The 18,634-nt window shown below is 73.1% G+C and carries 15 protein-coding genes; 6 read left to right on the top strand and 9 right to left on the bottom strand.

The genetic code is table 11. The features are described 5' to 3' along the window. Positions 1-89: 89 nt before the first annotated feature. Positions 90-542, top strand: coding sequence for an AraC family transcriptional regulator (locus B086_RS0118090; RefSeq protein ID WP_018567844.1), 453 nt, complete (start codon positions 90-92; stop codon positions 540-542). A gap of 67 nt (positions 543-609) precedes the next feature. Here B086_RS0118090 and B086_RS0118085 read toward each other — a convergent pair whose 3' ends face one another. Next, on the bottom strand, positions 610-1,089 hold the full coding sequence (locus B086_RS0118085) for an ATP-binding protein (RefSeq protein WP_018567843.1): 480 nt from the start codon (positions 1,087-1,089) through the stop codon (positions 610-612). A 140-nt stretch (positions 1,090-1,229) separates the two neighbouring features. Here B086_RS0118085 and B086_RS40230 point away from each other — a divergent pair, with 140 nt between their 5' ends. The 3 genes from B086_RS40230 (at position 1,230) to B086_RS0118070 (ending at position 8,707) form a co-directional block, all read left to right on the top strand. Continuing rightward, positions 1,230-1,610 carry an STAS domain-containing protein gene (locus tag B086_RS40230; RefSeq protein ID WP_018567842.1) on the top strand — a complete coding sequence of 127 codons (381 nt, stop codon included), beginning with the start codon at positions 1,230-1,232 and terminating at the stop codon, positions 1,608-1,610. Positions 1,611-1,947: 337 nt separating this feature from the next. Beyond that, positions 1,948-6,222 (top strand): HAMP domain-containing protein, encoded by a 4,275-nt coding sequence (locus B086_RS0118075; protein ID WP_018567841.1) that lies wholly within the window; start codon positions 1,948-1,950, stop codon positions 6,220-6,222. A 37-nt stretch (positions 6,223-6,259) separates the two neighbouring features. Next, positions 6,260-8,707, top strand: a complete 2,448-nt coding sequence (locus B086_RS0118070) for a SpoIIE family protein phosphatase (RefSeq protein ID WP_018567840.1) — start codon at positions 6,260-6,262, stop codon at positions 8,705-8,707. Positions 8,708-8,757: 50 nt separating this feature from the next. Here B086_RS0118070 and B086_RS42930 read toward each other — a convergent pair whose 3' ends face one another. Genes B086_RS42930 through B086_RS40225 form a run of 3 tightly spaced genes read right to left on the bottom strand, consistent with a single transcriptional unit; the run spans position 8,758 to position 10,054 of the window. Then, positions 8,758-8,958: a hypothetical protein gene (locus B086_RS42930; protein ID WP_018567839.1), complete on the bottom strand. Its 201-nt coding sequence runs from the start codon at positions 8,956-8,958 to the stop codon at positions 8,758-8,760. Positions 8,959-8,969: 11 nt separating this feature from the next. Continuing rightward, positions 8,970-9,134, bottom strand: a complete 165-nt coding sequence (locus B086_RS45935; protein WP_267880888.1) for a hypothetical protein — start codon at positions 9,132-9,134, stop codon at positions 8,970-8,972. Continuing rightward, positions 9,125-10,054: a cation:proton antiporter gene (locus B086_RS40225; RefSeq protein WP_158690398.1), complete on the bottom strand. Its 930-nt coding sequence runs from the start codon at positions 10,052-10,054 to the stop codon at positions 9,125-9,127. The genes B086_RS45935 and B086_RS40225 overlap by 10 nt, the downstream gene beginning before the upstream one ends. 296 nt (positions 10,055-10,350) lie before the next feature. Between B086_RS40225 and B086_RS0118060 the strand changes: the two genes are divergently transcribed. Continuing rightward, the gene (locus B086_RS0118060; protein WP_018567837.1) at positions 10,351-10,590 is read left to right on the top strand and encodes a DUF2945 domain-containing protein; all 240 of its coding nucleotides are present in this window, start codon (positions 10,351-10,353) and stop codon (positions 10,588-10,590) included. Between the two features lie 28 nt (positions 10,591-10,618). On the opposite strand, the gene B086_RS45500 is transcribed toward B086_RS0118060, so the two are convergent. The 3 genes from B086_RS45500 to B086_RS0118045 all read right to left on the bottom strand — a co-directional run bounded on the left by B086_RS45500 (position 10,619) and on the right by B086_RS0118045 (position 13,443). Continuing rightward, a complete protein-coding gene (locus B086_RS45500) occupies positions 10,619-10,738 on the bottom strand; it encodes a tryptophan-rich sensory protein (protein WP_018567836.1) in 120 nt (39 codons plus the stop codon). 106 nt (positions 10,739-10,844) lie between these two features. Then, positions 10,845-12,095 (bottom strand): NAD(P)/FAD-dependent oxidoreductase, encoded by a 1,251-nt coding sequence (locus B086_RS0118050; RefSeq protein WP_018567835.1) that lies wholly within the window; start codon positions 12,093-12,095, stop codon positions 10,845-10,847. A gap of 181 nt (positions 12,096-12,276) precedes the next feature. Beyond that, a complete protein-coding gene (locus tag B086_RS0118045) occupies positions 12,277-13,443 on the bottom strand; it encodes a Dyp-type peroxidase (RefSeq protein WP_026252536.1) in 1,167 nt (388 codons plus the stop codon). Positions 13,444-13,530: 87 nt separating this feature from the next. Between B086_RS0118045 and B086_RS0118040 the strand changes: the two genes are divergently transcribed. Beyond that, positions 13,531-14,874, top strand: a complete 1,344-nt coding sequence (locus tag B086_RS0118040) for a right-handed parallel beta-helix repeat-containing protein (protein WP_026252535.1) — start codon at positions 13,531-13,533, stop codon at positions 14,872-14,874. A 7-nt stretch (positions 14,875-14,881) separates the two neighbouring features. On the opposite strand, the gene B086_RS0118035 is transcribed toward B086_RS0118040, so the two are convergent. Continuing rightward, complete coding sequence (locus B086_RS0118035) at positions 14,882-15,562, bottom strand: hypothetical protein (RefSeq protein ID WP_026252534.1); 681 nt, start codon at positions 15,560-15,562, stop codon at positions 14,882-14,884. Between the two features lie 232 nt (positions 15,563-15,794). Then, on the bottom strand, positions 15,795-18,212 hold the full coding sequence (locus B086_RS0118030; protein ID WP_026252533.1) for an SdrD B-like domain-containing protein: 2,418 nt from the start codon (positions 18,210-18,212) through the stop codon (positions 15,795-15,797). Between the last annotated feature and the right edge of the window lie 422 nt (positions 18,213-18,634).

Below are 18,634 nucleotides of genomic sequence, written 5' to 3'. Positions count from 1 at the left end.
CGGCTCTTCTTTTCTTTTACAAACCACCGAGGGTGAATTTTATACCTTGATACCGTGGTCTCGAATCCGCTCGAAAAGAGGAGGAGACCGTGTTCACGGTGGAAGAAATACCAGAATTCCGTATCGCCTTTCTGCGACGAACAGGCCCCTATGGGGAGGCGAACGGAATGCAGATGGAAAGGCTGAAGTCCTGGGCCGCGGCGAACGGCCTGCTGGGGGCCGACTCCGCCGTCCTGGGCATCGCCCGCGACGACCCCGCCCGCACTCCGCCCGGCGACTGCCGTTACGACACCTGCCTCGTACTGCCCGACGACACCGAGGTCCGTCACCCCGAGGTCCGGGCCGGTCGTATCGCCGGTGGCCGCCACGCGGTGCTCACCACCGCGCACACCGCCGAGGGCCTCGCACACGCCTGGGCCGGTCTGTTCGACGGCCTTGCCGCCCGGTCCCTCACCGTCGACACCGCACGCCCTGTCCTCGAACGCTATCGGCCCGCCATGCTCGCCCAGCACCTCTGCGAGATCTGCGTCCCCGTTCTCTGACCCGGCCGGCGGCCCACGTTCCCCGCGGCAGGCACTCGGACCGACGTTGCCCCGGCCCGAGACCTGCTCACAGGTGCCGGTGCCCCGGGGGGTCCTCGCCGGCGTCGTCGGCGAGGGCGAGGCGGGCCGTGACGCACTTGCCGACCGGCTCGCGCCGCACCGCGAACTCCTGGGCGACGGCCCTCACGATCTCCAGGCCGTGCTGCCCGACACGGCCGGCGTCCGCGGCGCGGGCGACGGGCAGCACCGGATCGTGGTCCCACACCGCGATCTCGACCAGGTCGCCGGTGATGCGCAGGTCCAGCACGGCCGGACCGGGGGCGTACTTGCGGGCGTTGGTGACCAGCTCGCTCACCACCAGCTGCGTCAGATCCATCGCCCGCCGCGAGACTGGCAGACCGTGCTCGGCCCGCGCCCGGGTGAGGAACTCGACTGCCAGCCCGCGGGCGCGGGCGATGCCGGGGCCGTCCCCGTCCAACGCGGCCGTGGTCCGTATGTCCTGTCCGCCCGGCGTGCTGCCGTCCTCGCCCACCGGCGCTGTCACCACTGCTGCCGTCCTCACTGCCCGGATCCCGTCCCGCGCGCATACCCCCGCTCGTGCGGAGCACGCCCCGCACCCCGTCGGCCCGCCCGCGCCGTGCGGGGCGGTACTGCCGGGCGAGGCCGCGGTGTGCCAGTATCACCCGCATGGCCGAAGGACACACGACAGACGCCCGAGCCGCCGCCCAGGCGCCCCAGCCGGTCGGGCTGTCGGTCACCGCCACCACCTGCGACGACGTCCGGGTCCTGACCCTGGCCGGGGAGATCGACCACGACACCGGCGAGACGCTCCGCCGGGCCCTGGACGCCCCCGGCCCTTCCCGCGTCGCGGTCGACATGCGGCAGGTCACGTTCATGGACTCCAGCGGCATCAACCTGCTCCTCAACGGCCACCAGGCCGCCACGGCGGCGGGAGGGTGGCTGCGCCTGGCCGCCCCCTCCCCCACGGTGCTGCGCACCTTGCAGATCGTCGGCATCGACGAAGTCATCGGCTGCCACCCCACCCTCCCCGACGCCCTGGACCACTGAGCGTCGCCGCAGCGCCCGGGGGCTCGGGCCGCCGCTCCGCCGGGTGACTCCGGGGGATCTGGCCGGTCGGGTGCCCGGGTCTCTGGTCTAAGCTACGGAGTCGCGTTGCTCTCACGGAGCAGCACCGGGACTTTCAGGCAGCGGAAGCCCGGGTTTCGCGGCAGGTCCCCCGGACCCGCCGGGAAGCCGACACGTCGCGCGGAGTGTCCGCAGCGCTGGGGGCTGCCCTTCTGCTGAACCGGCCTTGCGTGAACACACCCTCGGGGGTTCACGTGAGTGATCCGTGCGTGCGTGGCCAAGGGGATTTCGGGCACGGACGAGCGGGACGAGGGTGCGCATGACCAGCGAGGGGACCAAGGTTGTCGAGGCCGTGCCGGACGCACGGGAGCTGCGGCAGCTGCTGGCGGGTCTGACGGCCGTACGGGACGGTGACTTCGGCACCCGGCTGCCTGAGGACGCCGCCGGTCTCATGGGCGACATCGCGACCGTGTTCAACGGCATGGTCGATCAGCTGTCCGTGTTCACCTCCGAAGTCACCCGGGTGGCCCGGGAGGTGGGTACCGAGGGGACGCTGGGCGGACAGGCGGAGGTGCCCGGGGTGTCCGGGACCTGGGCCGTCCTCACGGACTCCGTCAACGCCATGGCGGGCAATCTGACCACGCAGGTCCGGGACATCGCCCAGGTGGCGACCGCGGTCGCCAAGGGCGACCTGTCGCAGAAGATCGACGTCCCGGCGCGCGGCGAGATCCTTCAGCTGAAGAACACCGTCAACACGATGGTCGACCAGCTGTCCGCGTTCGCCGACGAAGTCACCCGCGTCGCCCGCGAGGTCGGCACCGAGGGCCGCCTCGGCGGCCAGGCGAAGGTGCCCGGGGTCGCCGGTGTGTGGCGGGACCTGACCGACTCCGTGAACTTCATGGCGGGCAACCTGACCAGCCAGGTCCGCAACGTCGCCCAGGTGACCACGGCGGTGGCCAAGGGCGACCTCTCGCAGAAGATCACCGTGGACGCCCGGGGCGAGATCCTGGAGCTGAAGAGCACCATCAACACGATGGTCGACCAGCTGTCCGCGTTCGCCGACGAAGTCACCCGCGTCGCCCGCGAGGTCGGCACCGAGGGCCGCCTCGGCGGCCAGGCCGACGTCAAGGGCGTCAAGGGCACCTGGCGTGACCTCACCGACTCGGTGAACTCGATGGCGGGCAACCTGACCAACCAGGTCCGCAACGTCGCCCATGTGGCGACCGCCGTCGCCAAGGGCGACCTCTCGCAGAAGATCACGGTCGATGCCCGGGGCGAGATCCTGGAACTGAAGACCACCATGAACACGATGGTCGACCAGCTGTCCGCGTTCGCCGACGAAGTCACCCGCGTCGCCCGCGAGGTCGGCACCGAGGGCCGCCTCGGCGGCCAGGCCGACGTCAAGGGAGTCTCGGGCACCTGGAAGGACCTCACCGACAACGTCAACGTGATGGCGTCGAACCTGACCGGGCAGGTGCGCTCCATCGCGCAGGTCGCCGCCGCCGTGGCCCGGGGCGATCTGTCCCGCAAGATCACGGTGGAGGCCGAGGGCGAGATCGCGGCCCTGGCCGACGTGATCAACACCATGGTCGACACGCTCTCCGCGTTCGCCGACGAGGTCACCCGCGTCGCCCGCGAGGTCGGCACCGAGGGCCGCCTCGGCGGCCAGGCCCATGTGCCGAACGTGGCGGGTACGTGGAAGGACCTCACCGACAACGTCAACTCCATGGCGGACAACCTGACCGGACAGGTGCGCAACATCGCGCTGGTGACGACCGCGGTGGCCCGGGGCGATCTGTCGAAGAAGATCGACGTCGACGCGCGCGGCGAGATCCTGGAGCTGAAGACGACCATCAACACGATGGTCGACCAGCTGTCCGCCTTCGCCGACGAGGTCACCCGCGTCGCCCGCGAGGTCGGCACCGAGGGCCGCCTCGGCGGCCAGGCCGAGGTGGAGGGCGTCTCCGGGACCTGGAAGCGGCTGACGGAGAACGTCAACGAGCTGGCGGGCAACCTGACCCGCCAGGTGCGGGCGATCGGCGCCGTGGCCAGCGCCGTCGCCGAGGGCGATCTGACCCGGTCCATCACCGTGGAGGCGTCCGGCGAGGTCGCCGAGCTCAAGGACAACATCAACTCCATGGTGGAGTCCTTGCGCGAGACCACCCGGGCCAACCAGGAACAGGACTGGCTGAAGACCAATGTGGCGCGGATCTCCTCCCTGCTCCAGGGGCACCGGGACCTGCCGGTGGTGGCAGAGCTGATCATGGAGGAGCTGACGCCGCTGGTGTCGGCCCAGTACGGCGCCTTCTACCTCGCCGAGGACGGGGCGCGCGGCCCCGAGCTGCGGCTGGTCGGCTCCTACGGCCGGGCCGAGGACGACGTCCGGCCCACCCGCTTCGCCTTCGGCCGCTCGCTGGTCGGCCAGGCCGCCCACAGCCGCCGTACCATCGCCGTCGGCGACCTGCCCCCGGGGTACGTCACCATCTCCTCCGGGCTGGGCCAGGCCGTTCCGCGTGCGCTGATCCTGCTGCCGATCCTGTTCGAGGACCAGGTCCTCGGGGTCATCGAGCTGGCGTCGCTCACCGCGTTCACCCCGGTCCACCAGGACTTCCTGGAACAGCTGCGCGAGGCCCTCGGTGTCAACGTCAACACGATCGTGGCGAACGCCCGTACCGACGAGCTGCTGGAGGAGTCCCAGCGGCTGACGGCCGAACTCCAGGCCCGCTCCGCCGAGTTGCAGTCCCAGCAGGACGAACTACAGCGCTCCAACGCCGAGCTGGAGGACAAGGCGTCGCTGCTGGCGGACCAGAACCGCGACATCGAGGCGAAGAACCTCCAGATCGAACAGGCGCGGCGGGAACTGGAGGCACGGGCTCAGCAGTTGTCGCTGGCCTCGAAGTACAAGTCGGAGTTCCTGGCGAACATGAGCCACGAGCTGCGCACCCCGCTCAACAGCCTGCTCATCCTCGCCCAGTTGCTGGCGCAGAACCCCTCGCGCAACCTCACCCCGAAGCAGGTCGAGTACGCGGGAATCATCCACTCGGCCGGCAGCGACCTGCTGCAACTCATCAACGACATCCTCGACCTGTCGAAGGTCGAGGCGGGCAAGATGGACGTCACTCCCGAGCGGGTGCCGCTGGACCGGCTCATCGAGTACGTGGAAGCCACGTTCCGGCCCATGACCACGCAGAAGGGCCTGGAGTTCGACGTCAGCACCGCGGCCGGTACGCCCGCGGACCTGCTCACCGACGACTCCCGGCTGCGGCAGATCCTGCGCAACCTGCTGTCCAACGCGGTGAAGTTCACCGAGCAGGGCAGCGTGGAGCTGGCCATCGAGTCCGCCACGGACGACGAGGTGCCCGAGGGTGTCGTACGGGGCGGCGCCGTCGTGGCCTTCCGGGTCAAGGACACCGGCATCGGCATCTCGGAGCAGCATCTGGAGTCGATCTTCGGTGCCTTCCAGCAGGCGGACGGCACCACGAGCCGCAAGTACGGCGGCACCGGTCTGGGCCTGTCCATCACCCGCGAGATCGCCCATCTCCTGGGCGGTGCCGTGGTGGTGGACAGCACGCCGGGCCGGGGCACCACCTTCACGCTCTTCCTGCCGGTGGCCCGTCCCGACTTCGAGCGGCTGCCGGGCGGCGGCCGCCCCGTCGAGCAGGCGCCGGACGCACCGGCCGCCGTCGCCGGGCCGGTGGCCGGAACCGTGCAGGCGGCCGGTCCGGCCCGGCAGCACCCGCGGCGGCTGCTCGTCGTCGAGGAGCGTTCCCGCGGGCTGCTGACCCTGGTCGCCGAGAGTGTGGTCGCGGATCTGTCCCGGCTCGGCGCGGACGACGGCACCGCGCTGCCCGCGGTGGACGTCATCACCGCGGTGGGGGCGCAGGAGGCGGCGGGCGCGCTGGCGGCCAGGCCCTGCCACTGCGTCGTCCTGGACCTCGACATGCCCGAGGGCGAGGCGGACCGGTTCCTGACGGCGCTGCGCAGCGACTCGGGGCTGACGGGTGTGCCCGTGCTCGTGCACGGCGGCCACCGCGCCGACGCGGGCTCGGGCGAGCTGCTGCGCCGGTACCGGGACGACGGGTCCGTGGAGTTCCTCTCCGGCCTGGACGAACTGCGCGAACGCATCGTCCTGCACCTGTCGGCCGAGGAACCCGGGGATGTGCTCTCCCTCGTACGGCCCGAGGAGCCCCATGACCTCGCGCCGCCCGTCGACGCCGGTTTCCGGGGCCGTACGGTCCTGGTCGTCGACGACGACGCGCGCAACCTCTTCGCGCTCAGCGGGATCCTGGAGATGTACGGCTTCCAGGTGCTGCACGCGGAGAACGGGCGCAAGGGCATCGACACCCTGCTCGGCAACCCCGGCATCGCACTGGTGCTGATGGATGTGATGATGCCGGAGATGGACGGCTACACGGCCACGGCGGAGATCCGCAAGCTGCCCCGGTACGCCGATCTGCCGATCATCGCCGTCACCGCGAAGGCGATGCCCGGTGACCGGGAGAAGTCGCTGGCGTCGGGGGCGAGCGACTACGTCACCAAGCCCGTGGACGCGCACGACCTGATCGCCTGTGTCCGACGCTGGCTGTCCGCGTGAGCGAGCGAGCACCCTTCAGCCGAGGAGCATCCGCATCGTGAGCACCACCGAAGAACCGCACGGGCCGCGGGGCGCCGGGCCCTGCCCGGAGCCGTCGGCGGCCGCCCTGCCGGCCGCCCGCGGCGCCTCGGCGCCGCCGGACCTGCCCGGCCCGGTCGCCCCGGCGTCGCCCGTCGGCAGGCTGGCCGCCACCGTGGAGCGGCTGCGCCGCGAGGTGCGCAGCGCGCAGGCGGAGGCGGAGGGCCGGGCCCTGGTCGAGATGGCCAAGGGCATCCTGGTCGAGCGGCTCGGGTGCGGCCCGGCGCAGGCGGCCCGGCAACTCGCCGAGCTGACCGAGCAGGCCGGGACGACGACGCTGGAGTTCGCGGTCGAGGTCATCAACCAGGCCGCCCGGGACCGGCTGGCGGAGGTCACGGACGCCTTCCTGGCCGCCGCCGGGGGCGCGGTGGAGCGCGACACCGCCGCCGTACGGCTGCGGGCGGCCGAGAGCGGGGTGCTGGCGGCCGACGACACCCAGGCCGTCGCCGACTCCCTGCTGGAGCACGCGCTGCGTCCGCTGGGCGCGGTGGCCGTGGCCGTGTGGGCGGCGGGCGCCGACGGCTCGCTGACCCTCGTCGGCAGCGCCGGGTTCCCCCCGGCGGAAGCCACCCGGTGGCGGTACGTCCCGCCGGAGGTGGCGACGGTGGCACGCCGCGCCCTGACCGAGCGGGCCGGTCAGTGGTTGTCCTCGCTCTCCGCAACAGGGCTGCCGACCGTGGGCCGGCACGTGCACCCGGACGGCGGCCGGGTCGCGGTCCCCGCGGGCACCGGCGGCCGCATCCACGGCGTGCTGGAGATCGCCTGGCCGGAGCCGCTCGAACCCCAGCCGCCGCAGATCGTCCGGCAGGTGGACGCCCTGGCCGAGCTGTGCGCGCACACCCTGGAGACGCATACGCTGCACCGGGACGCGGGACACGAGGCGGGGATCCTGCCGCCCACCGCCGAACTGATGGACCTGGCGGACGGGTTGCACGATCCCGCCCTGGTCCTGGTCCCGCACGTCGACGGCTCGGGGCAGCTGGTCGACTTCCGCATCCAGCACGTCAACGGCCGCTTCCTCGACCCGGCGGGCCGCCCCCGCGCGGTGGTCAACGGCGCGCTGCTGCTGGAGGCGTATCCCATGGCCGCGGGCAGGAGCGAGCTGTTCCAGCGGGTGGAGCGGGTGTGGGCCACGGGAGAGCCGTTCCGGGCCCGGCGCATGCAGTTGATGTCGCTGGTCGACCAGGTGCCGCTGTCGACGGTCGCGGACATCAGCATCAGCCGGCACGGCAGCAGCGTCCTGCTGCTCTGGCGCATCGAGGACGAGACGGCTCGGCTGGCGAGCCTCCTCCAGCACGCCCAGCGCCTGGGCCGTATCGGCGGCTTCGAGGAGAACCTGCTCACCGGGGATATCACCTGGAACGACCAGTTGTTCCACCTGTACGGGCGTGAGCCGGTCGGATCGCCGGTCCCGCTGGAGGAGTTGCCCCAGCACGCGCACTCCGACGACGCGGTGCCGCTCGGCCGGTTCCTGCGGACCGTGCTGCACCAGCGCAGGCCGGCCTCCGCGGCGTTCCGTCTGCAACGGCCCGACGGCGTGACCCGGCACATCCGGGTGGTCGCGGAGCCGGTGCTGGACACCGACGGCCGGCTGTTCGCCGTCCGGGGCGCCTACCAGGACATCTCCGCCCAGCACTGGACGGAGGTCGCGCTCGCCGCCACCCGGGACCAGCTCGCCCACACCGAGCAGCAGGCGACCGAGCGCAACCGGCTGACCCTGCAATTGCAGCACGCCATCATGCCGCCGACGCAGGCTCCGCTTCAGGTGTCGGGGCTGGAGATCGCCGTGCGCTACCGGCCGGCGGAGACCGAGCACCTGGTGGGCGGCGACTGGTACGACACCGTGGTGCTGCCGTCCGGGCTGGTGCTGCTGTGCGTGGGCGACGTCGCCGGGCACGGCATCGAGGCCGCCACCAGCATGGTGGTGCTGCGCAACGCCCTGCGCGGGCTCGCCGTGACCGGGGCCGGTCCCGGCCAGCTCCTGTCGTGGCTGAACATCGTGGCGCACCATCTCACGGGCGCGGTCACCGCCACCGCGGTGTGCGCGCTGTACGACCAGGACCGCCGTGTCCTGCGGTGGGCGCGGGCGGGCCACCTTCCGCCCGTGCTGGTCCGCGGTCCGGAGGCCGCTCCCCTGCCCCTCATCAAGGGCCTGCTGCTGGGCGCGGTGCCCGACGCCGTGTACGAGGAGGCGGAGCTGGAGCTGGCGTCCGGTGACACCGTGCTGATGTACACCGACGGGCTGATCGAACGCCGGGACCGGAGCGTGGAGGAGTCCCTGGCCCATCTGCTGGCCACGGCCCGGACGGCGCCGAGGACGCTGGACCAGCAGCTCGACCGTCTGCTGACCTACAGCAAGTCGGACACGGACGACGACACCTGCGTGGTCGGCACCCGGGTGGTGTAGCCCGGCACGGCGGTCTCACGCGCCTCCGGGAGTCGGCCTCCCGGGGTGCCTCATCTCCGCTCCCCCGCGTCCACCGGCTCCGGGGCGGTCGTGCCCGCCGGGTCGGCGTGGGCGCGCGGGGGCGGGGTGGCCGGGCGGCGCAGGGGCCCGGCCGGCGGACCGGCGAGCGCCGTCGTGAAGAGGGCCGTCACAACAAGCAGCGCGTAGAGCCTCGGACCGATCAGGTGGGCCTGCAAACCCGCGTTCAGCACGATGAGTTCGGTCAGTCCGCGGGTGTTGAGCAGAACGCCGACCAGCAGTCGCGCCAGGGCAGGCGGGCGCCGGTCCGGGCGGCGAGCGCGCCCGAGGCCACTTTGCCGACGACCGCCGCGGCGCAGAGCACGAGCAGCAGCACGAGGTCCCGGCCACGCAGTGCGCTCAGCTCCACCGACATCCCCGAGACCGTGAAGAACACCGGCAGCAGCAGGCCGCCGGTCTCCCGGAGGGGCCCGGCAACCGGCTGCCCGGGACGCCGTCGCGCCGTCGGGGCATGAGGGCACCGGCCAGCAGCGCGCCGAAGATCACATGCAGCCCGAGCGCGCTGGTCGCCCAGGCCGAGGCCAGCGCCGGCGCGGTGGCGACGGGCACCGGGTCGGTCGGCGGGGAGACCGGCCGGTTCGTCCACCACACCAGCACGGGCCGTACGGCGAGCACCATCACCAGGATGTAGGCCGCCAGCAGCGCGACCCTGGTGAACCACGTGGTCAGGGAGCCGTCACCGCCGCCGGCCAGGCACAGGGCGAGCACCGGCCAGCTCAGGACGTCGATGACACCGGCGGCGGCCAGGGCGATCACGGCCGGCCGGCTTCCGGCCAGTCCCTGATCCGTGATGATCCCGGCCAGTACGGGTACCGCCGTGATGGACAGGGCGACCGCCATGGAGAGCGTGAAGGCGGTGTCGACCGGGCGGCCTGCATCGACGGAGCGGAAGGCTCCCGGGAGGAGTACGACGAGACCGGCGCCGGTCAGCATCGGGACCGCGAACCCGCTCAGCGCGACCACGGTCACCGCGCGGCGGTGGCAGAACCGGCCGAGGTCGAGTTCATGGCCGACGGCGAACAGGAAGAGCACCAGGGCGACTTGTGCCAGCGCCGTCAGGACCGGTGCGATCCGGGCGGGGAACAGGGCGTCGTGGACTCCGCCCGGCACCAGCCCGAGCAGGCTCGGGCCGAGGGCGACACCGGCCGGCAACTGCCCGATGACGGCGGGCCGGCGGAGCTCTCGGGCCGCTGCTCCGAGGAGCTGGGCGGCCGTGATCACGACGGCGAGGGCCGCGACGACATGTGTGACCATCGGGTCGGTGCTCACCGGCATACCTTCGCTCGCGCGACGACGAACTCCCTCCCCCAGGGCGTGCGTCGGCCGCCGGGTGCCCGGTCGGCGTTTCGTGCGTGCGTTGTACCTCCACCCGCAGCCGGGTGGCCATCAGGGAGCCGTGCCCCGACCGGACAGGTTCATGTCGCGGTCGGGACTGTCGGAGTCGGCTCGGCGGGCGGTCGGCCGTGCGGTGCGTTTAGCCCGGGTGAGCGCCGTCCCGGAGGACACCGGCGGCGGCAGCCCGCATGCTGGAGGAGACGCTGTCCGCTTGTGTTCGGGAGGGCACCATGATGATGGCGAAGCGCAGTTCCTCCGGGAAGAAGGAGCCGGCCGCGGGCGACGAGGTCGCCTGGCGGAGCCACGGCAGCGAGACCACGGGCCGGGTGGAGAAGAAGATCACCGAGCGGACCGAGGCCGCCGGCCGCACGGTGGACGCTTCTCCGGAAGAGCCGCAGTACCAGGTCCGCAGCGACAGGAGCGGGCGGTCGGCCGTCCACAAGCCGTCGGCCCTGAAGCGCAAGAAGTGACGAAGCGGCGGCCGTCCGGGCCGGGGCGTCAGGCGTTGCGGCGGACGATCGAGGTGTTCAGGACGGTGGCGAACAGGCACCACGCCGCACAGGGGACCAGGGTCCGGGCGGCCGTGGCTCCGGCTCCGAGGGCCGCGGTGACCGCCACCGCCGCCGCTGTGGCTCCGTAGCGGCACCGTCCACGGGCCGCCCCGTCGCGCGCCGCGGTGTCTCCCGGCTTCCCGGCCCGGTGCCCGGCATGCTGTGCCCGTCCGTCAGGGGGCCGCCAGGTCTCGCAGCACCTCCCGGGCCGCACGGGCGCCCCCGGCGAGGGCTCCCTGGACGGATCCCGTGGCGCGGTGGTCCCCGCAGACGTAGCGGCCGGGCCCGGTGCGGCACGGCCGGGTCAGCGGCCAGGGCGGCGGCATGGCGGGCAGGGCGCCCTCGACGGTGCGGGCGACCAGCAGGTCCCAGGCGGTGGCGTCGGTGCCGTACATCTCGGACAGGGCGGCGGCCACGGCGTCCCGTACGGGCGCCGTGTCGCCGCCGAGCACCGAGGTGGCGATCAGGGCGCTGCCGCGCGGGGCGTACTCGGGCGCCACATCGCTGAGGACGCAGGTGTTCAGCACGCGGCGGCGGGTGTCGACGAGCAGCAGGGGGCGGCCCAGCGGGGAGCGGTCCGCGACGTGGTAGTACGTGGTGACGGTGCGGTGGGCGGGTACGTCCAGGCCGGGCAGCAGGCGCGCGGCGGCGTCGGCGCCGGTCGCCACGACGACGGCGCGGGCCGGCAGCTCCGTGCCGTCGGCCGTGACCACTGCCCCCTCGGCCAGGCGGGCCACGGGGGTGCCGAGCCGTACGGTGCCCTCGGGCAGCGCCGCGGCCAGGGCGCGCGGCACGGACTGCACCCCGAAGGCCGGCAGGCACAGCGCGCCGCGCAGCATGCTGCGCCACACCAGGTGGAACACCCGGCTGGAGGTCTCCAACGCGTCCTCCAGGAAGACACCGGAGAGGAACGGCCGGAAGAAGTCCTGAACGAACGCGTCGGAGAAGCCCGCGGCGGCCAGCGCGGCACGGGTGGTGCGCTCGGGCGCGTGTTTCAGCGTCCGGGCCGGGGCCAGGGCGTCGCGGGCGCCGAGCGCGGCCAGAGCCGCCAGGTCGCGCGGTCGCGCGAGCCGCCCGGTCAGCAGGGACGTCACCGTGTCGGGCCGGCGACGGGGGTCGGCCAGCAGCACCCGGCGGTCGCCGGTGTGCACCAGAACGCCCGGCAGGAAGGGGCGGGGGGCAAGGAAGCGGGCGGGCAGGCGGCGCCTCAGCTGCGGGTAGGCCGGGTTGACGACCTGGAATCCGCGGTCCACCGTGAAGCCGTCCAGGCGGTCGGTCCGCATCCGGCCGCCCACCGCGTCACCGGCCTCCAGCACCGTGACGCCGCGTCCGGCCGCGGCCAGGTCGCGGGCACACGCCAGCCCGGCCACGCCCGCGCCCACCACGACGACGTCCGCGACCACCGGTCCGTCCGCCACGGCCACCACCTCTCCTCGTTGCTCGACGGCCGTCCTGGAACACTTCCCCGTCGGCCGCCGCCGCAGGTGCGGCGGCACCTGAACGGCGCAACGCCGGTGACGCTTCCGGGGGCAGCAGGGAGAGCGCCAGGGACGGCGCGAGCCGGTGGACGAGCGTGGCCCGGAGGAAGCGCCGGGCGCGCCGGGTTCAGCGTGGTCGGCCGAACAGCCGGGATCCGAGCGGGTGTCGGCGGTCGAAGCCGGGGAGGATCAGGAACGTCGCTCCGGCGGTCGTGGTGGTGAAGCGCAGCAGTGCGTCGGAGGTGTCCATGTGGGTGAGGGTGGCGGTGAAGGTCCGCAGGTCGTTCTGGAAGCTGATGAAGAGCAGGCCGGGTGCGGGGTCGTCGATGCTGTAGGAGCGGCGGAGCATGAGGCCGGTGCCGACCACGGCGGGGTTGGCCCTGCGCGCGTGGGCGTCCGCGGGGACGAGATAGCGGCCGTCCGCCGTCTTGGCGCCGAGGTCCGGCCCCGCGGTGACGGGACCGCCCGAGAGGGGGGTGCCGTCGGCCCTGTGCCGCCCGAAGACCGCTTCCTGCTCGGCGACGGACAGGGCCGCGAACCGCGGCAGATCGAGTTCCATGCGCCGCAGCACGGCGAGGGTGCCACCGGCGACCTCGGGCGGCCCGGCGAGCCACAGGTCGCGCTGTTGTTCGGCGGCCGTGTGCGGGCCCACGATGCCGTCGATGAAGCCCAGCGGGTTGCGGGGCGCGGCGAGGCCGTTGCCCAGGGGCACGTCCGCACCGCGGCGTGCGGACTGCCGCCAGCGTTCGCGCAGACGTGCGCCGGCCTGGTCCAGGAGCGCGGCGGCGGCGACCGGGAGGAGCAGCGCGTCACCGGCGCAGATCTGCATCAGCAGGTCGCCGCCGCGTGCTCGCGGGGCGATGCGCTCGCGGGCGAATTCCGGGAGGTCCGTCGCGCCGGGCAGTGCGGCACCGGCCGCGCGGACCAGGCGCGGGCCGACGCCGACGGTCACGGTGAGGTCGCCCGGCGGCAGGCCCAGCAGGCGCGGGTCGGTGCCCGCGGCGAGGGCGCTGACGGTCTGTCCGAGTTCGGCCAGCAGCGGGCCGGGAGACACATCGGGGGCGAGGTCGGCCACCACGGCGAGCAGGTTGCGCTGGGCCGTCCGGGGAAGGGTGATGCCCGCCTGGTGGCGGCCCGTCGCCGGAACCGGCAGGGGGGTGGCCGGTGCGGAGGGGGCGCTCCGGCCCGGCCGGGCGGGGTCCGGTGTGCACCCGCTGGTCAGTCCGGCGGCCACCATGGCACCGGTGACGTCGAGGAACCTGCGGCGCGACGGGTGGGGGGCGGCTCGGCGCATGGAGTGAGGGTGCCACACCGAGAGTTCGCGCGCCGGTGAACCGCCATACTCCGGCGCGCGGTTGGGGCACCGTGCCAGACTGGGATCATGCCTCGATTAGCTCTTCGCGTGCTGGCGGCCGTACTGGGCACGCTGTCCTTCGCGGTCGCGTGCGGCGGTGGTGATGGTGGCGGGTCGGACAAGGGTCGGCGGCCGAGCGGTGCGCAGGTGACGATCCGGGTGCCCGCCGATGCCCCGACGATCTCGTCCGCAGTGTCGCTGGCCCGGCCCGGCGACCTGGTGCTGGTCTCCGCGGGGGTGTACCACGAGTCGGTGCGGATCGGCACGGCACGTGTCACGCTGCGCGGTGTGTCCCGGGACAAGGTCGTCATCGACGGCCGGCTGCGGCAGCCGAACGGCGTGGTCGTCGCGGCCCCCGGGGTGGCCGTGCAGAACCTGACCGTGAAGAACAACACGCAGAACGGCGTCCTGGTCACCGGTTCGGCGAAGGCGGCCGCCGGGATGCCGGGACGCAGCGGTGGCTACGACACCGGCGAGGAGCCCGTCACCTTCCTGAAGTCGTTCCTGGTCTCGTACGTGACCGCGACCCGCAACGGCCTGTACGGCATCTACGCGTTCTCCGCGCAGAACGGTGTGATCGAGCACTCGTACGCGTCGGGCGCGGCCGACTCGGGGATCTACGTCGGGCAGTGCAAGCCCTGCCGCATCGTGGTGCGGGACAACGTCGCCGAGCTGAACGCGGTCGGCTACGAGGGCACCAACGCCGGTGGGGACATGTATGTGGTCGGCAACCGGCTGGCGGGCAACCGGGTCGGGCTCACCACCGACTCGGACCACCAGGAGAAGCTGCTCCCGCAGCGAAGCGCCGTGATCGCGGGCAATCTGATCGCCGCCAATCAGCAGACGGCCACGCCGCAGCAGGCCGACGGCGGATGGGGCATCGGCATCGGTGTCGACGGCGGCAGCGACAACGAGTTCACGCGCAATCGCGTCACCGGCAACAGCAGCGCCGGGCTGGTGCTGACCGCTTCGGCCGACCTGCCTCCGGTCGGCAACCGGATCGTGGAGAACACCTTCACCGGCAACGGTGTCGACGTCGGCTGGACGTTCCCCACCGCCGCGCGGGGGCGGGGCAACTGCCTGCGGGGCAACACGTTGCGTACCACCGTGCCCGCCCGGCTCGCGGTGGTCGCGGCCTGTCCGCGTCCGGCCGGGTCGCTCTCCCCCGCCGGCAGGTGGACGGCGCCGACGGCACCCGGCGGCATCCCGTTCACCGAGGTCGCGGCGCCGGGCCCGCAGCCGCAGTTCCCCCGGGCCGCCACCGCGGGCGCCACCGCCGTCCCCGCCGTTCCGGCCCTGCCGAGGACGGCGGACGTCCCCCTGCCGCCGGTGTCGCTGCTCGCCGCGAACGCGCGGGTGCGGGTGTCCTGAGCGGCGGCTACCGGCTCGCCGCGGCTCCGGTCACCGGCGCGACCGGAACATATCGGTGGGTGTCGAAGTCGATGTCCACCGGCTGCGGCTCGGACCCCACGCTGACGCGGACCCGGTACATGGTGCCGTCCGGGCCGAGCCAGTAGCGCACGTTGCCCGCCGTGCCGGAGCGGTGCCCGGCGGACGGCCCGGTCATGATGTCCACCCGGTGGCCGCCCACCTCGTCCCGGCCCTGCCAGGCGGCGCCGTTCTGCGGGAGCAGTTGGGCGTTGTCCGGCCGATCGCTGCCCAGGCCGAGCGCGATCGCCAGCGAGCTGTCGAGCGCGCTGCCGGACGCCAGCAGCGGGCGGCGGTACCAGTCCGAGCGGGGCGGCACCACGGGGGCGTACGCCGGAGCGTTCGCCATCGGGTGGACGGACACCGAGGTGGCCGTCCACTCGATCAGCCCGTCGCTGGAGGTGCCGCGCCCGGTGCCGCGCACCACGCCGTAGCCGGCCTTGCCCCGGTAGTCGACGGACGCCGTGACGGTCAGCGCTCCGGCGGTGCCCGGCACGGTGATGGTCACGGCGCGCCCGTGCGCCTGGTAGTTGCGGAACCGCGTGATCGCCAGCCGGTTCGACTCGTCCGAGGTCAGCGCGCGCGGCCCGCCGGGGCCGGGGCCGCCGCCGGTGAACAGGAACCCGGCCACCGCGGCCACCGCGGCGACCGCCAGGGCGATGGCGGCGGCGACGGTCCGGCGTGACCACCGCCATCGGCGTCGTTCGGCCGCACGGTCCGGTGGAGCCTGCCGGCTTCTGACGCTCCGCGTGCGGCTCGACGCTGACACTCTTCGCCTCATCCCTTCTTCGCTCGCCTCTGCCTCACCGCCGGGCGGTCACGGCGTCGCCCGACGGTCGGCAGATCGCTGTCGGCCAGGTGACTCAGTGTTTGCGCAGGCGCCGCCGGCTCACGAACGCGACGACCAGGCCGCTGCCCACCAGCAGTCCGACGAGGGCGATCATCTGCGGCACCCCGGACATACCGGTGTGCGCCATCGAGCCCGGACCTCCGTCGGCCGGGGCCGGGTTGTTCGCGGGCGGTGCGGCGGACGGCGGTACGGAAGCCGGCGGCGAGGCCGGGACATGCGACGGGGTGGCGGTCGGCGACGGGGTCGGGGTGGGGCTCGGGCTCGGTTCCGCCTTCGGGATGTACACCCCGGCGTCGATCGTGTGATCGACGCCCCCGGGCCTGTCCGGTGCCGTGACCGGTGCGCGGCCGTCGCACAGGGGGCCGGTGGTCGGCGGGGTCACATCGGAGTCGTGCGCACGGTCGGCACCGGCCCGCGGGAGGGTGAACTTCAGCTCGCTCGCCGGGGGTTGCTCGGGCACCTGGCCGGTGTCCGCGGTGCACACGTCGAACCGGACCGTGTATTTCGCGCCCGGTGTGAGCTGGTAGTCGGCGCCGACGCCACCGAAGTAGTACTCGCCGGCGGCATCGGTCCTGGTCGTCGCGACCTGTTTGCCGTCCGCGTCCAGCAGGTCGATCGTCGCCCCTGGCAGCAGTACGTGCCCCGGGTCCTGGATGCCGTTGTGGTCGCCGTCGAACCACACGACGTTGCCGATCTGGACCGGCGCGTTGGCCGCGGCGTACGCGATGTCACCGAGCCCGCCCGCCTTGCCGAAGCCGCCCTGTTCCTGGCTCACGAACTGGAAGCCGTTGGCGGTCGGGTTGTTGCCCGGTCCCTGACCGGTCGTGATGTCGTGGTACCCCGTCCCGGAGGTCGCCACGTGCACGACCGGGTCGAACTCCGTGCTGGCGACCCACTGCTGCTGGGGGATGTAGGCCACCGAGCCCAGCGCGGTCTCCTGGTGCGCGTTGGCGTAGAAGTCGCCCGGGAAGTACTCGACGACACCGGCTGCCTGGCCGCCGCTGTCGGCGGGAGTGGCGTGGTCGGGGCAGCTTCCGGTGCCTTCCCACTGGTACTCGCCGGTGGCGGTGGCGCAGACCATGGTGATGTCACCGCCGGACATGCCGTTCTCCGCGGTGTCGTTCCCCGGGCGCGGGTCGAGGCCGCCCCAGCTGAGCACGTCCATGAACCGGTCGCGGAATCCCAGGACCATGGAGCCGTCGCGGCCGAAGGCGAGGGAGGCCAGCTCCGGCTGCGGGTCGATGAACACGCCGCCCGACTTCCGGTCGTCCCATGAGTCGGGTCGGGTGTTCCACGGGTTCCAGTGGGTGACCCTGTCGCCGGAACCGAAGACGCTGCCGCGTTCCTGCGTGAGCGGGTGGCTGAGCACCGTCGTGAACCGCTTTCCGTCGTAGACGGAGACGACGGCCTTCAGATCGGCGCGCCGCTGCGTGCTCTCCGCGCTGCACACGCCGCCGACGTACAGCGTGTTGTCGTGGACCTGGAGGCCGAACGGCCGCCAGTCGCCGGGGCTCGCGCATCCCGGGTCCGGGATCGGGACCGTCGCCTCGGGTGCCGCGGCGGTGGCGCCCGTCGCGTCGAAGCTCACCAGGCTGCGGGAGCGCAGGTTCACCGCGTAGAGCGTGGCTCCGTCCTCCGACAGGGCCAGGCCGCCGATGCTCTCCTTGCCCGGCGCGTCGGTGAACCCGGGATCCTTGACCAGGTTCGCGGTGTCGTGCCGCGTCACCGCGGCGTCCGGCACCCGCGCGAACAGCCGCGGCCCGCCCGAGCCGTCGACCGGCACCGTGTAGACGGCTCCCCCGCCCTGCGGGCCGTAGGCGGTGTAGCGGCGGGCGAACGCGCTCTGGAACAGCCGGGTCCGGTCCTTGTCGTACGCCAGCCCGAACGTCGTGCCGACCTGGTCCTGCGTGGCCAGCGTGGTCGGGCACGCCGTGTCCGTGGGGCAGGTGCCGCGGACCTTCGTCCCGAACGCCACGAGCGCCCGCTCGTCGGTGCCGTTGGCTCCGTTGTGGACGGGTACGAAGTACCGCGTGTCCGGCAGCGTGTAGTCGGCCGGGTCCCACACCCCGGTGACCACGGAGGCGTCCTTGCCGTCCGACACGTCCACGAACGACGTGAAGCTGTCGAAGTGGTTCTCCGCCGTCGAGGCGGGCGCCGCCCGCAGATGGCCGTCGTACGGCGCCGGAACGCTGACGTCGACGCGGTAACGGCCGCCGCTCAGCACGTCCGAGGCCGGTACCACGACCTTTCCGGTGGCGTCCGTGACACCGGTGACATGGTGTCCGGCGGGGTCGGAGACCTCGGCCTTCATGCCCCGCTGGGGCACGTCCATCGTCGCGTTGAGCACGCCGGTGCCGAAGAAGTCGCGCAGCACCTGGACCGTCAGCGTGCCGTCGGCGGCGGCCGAGGCCGGTCCGGACGTCGCTCCCACGGCGCCGCCCGCCAGTAAGAGGACGGACAAGCCCGTTCGCGCCAGCGGATCCCCGAATCTCCAGGCCGACCGGCGTGAGTCTCTTCCGACTCGTTTCATGGCATCACACTCCACGGAAAAGAAAATGGCCCACCGCTGTGGAGTGGGCCGCTTTGTGGTGACCGCTCGGGATATCACCGGCACGCCGTAAGCATCGCGGGCGAGGAAAAGCGAACGTGCGTGCGGAGCCTCCGGCGGGACCGCCCTGACTCCCCTGTTCCCGCAGCTCAGTCATGTCGCCCTCGCCCCCGCCGCCGACCCGCCCGGCCGTCGTCGCGGGCAGCGCGCGATATTCTATGCACCGAAGCCTTGCCGCCACAGCAAAATCCCTGAAATCCGCCGGGACCGCGAGATTCACCGGGCAGCGAGGAATGGCGCCCGGA

This window comes from Streptomyces sp. PsTaAH-124 (genome assembly GCF_000373685.1).
GTDB lineage: Bacteria > Actinomycetota > Actinomycetes > Streptomycetales > Streptomycetaceae > Streptomyces > Streptomyces andamanensis.
This window is presented reverse-complemented; position numbering and strand designations above follow the sequence as displayed.

Coding starts and splice junctions, on each gene's coding strand:
- B086_RS0118045 (WP_026252536.1), bottom strand. CDS start 13,443: ATGCGCCGAGCCGCCCCCCACCCGTCGCGCCGCAGGTTCCTCGACGTC.
- B086_RS0118075 (WP_018567841.1), top strand. CDS start 1,948: ATGACCAGCGAGGGGACCAAGGTTGTCGAGGCCGTGCCGGACGCACGG.
- B086_RS0118040 (WP_026252535.1), top strand. CDS start 13,531: ATGCCTCGATTAGCTCTTCGCGTGCTGGCGGCCGTACTGGGCACGCTG.
- B086_RS40230 (WP_018567842.1), top strand. CDS start 1,230: ATGGCCGAAGGACACACGACAGACGCCCGAGCCGCCGCCCAGGCGCCC.
- B086_RS0118060 (WP_018567837.1), top strand. CDS start 10,351: ATGATGATGGCGAAGCGCAGTTCCTCCGGGAAGAAGGAGCCGGCCGCG.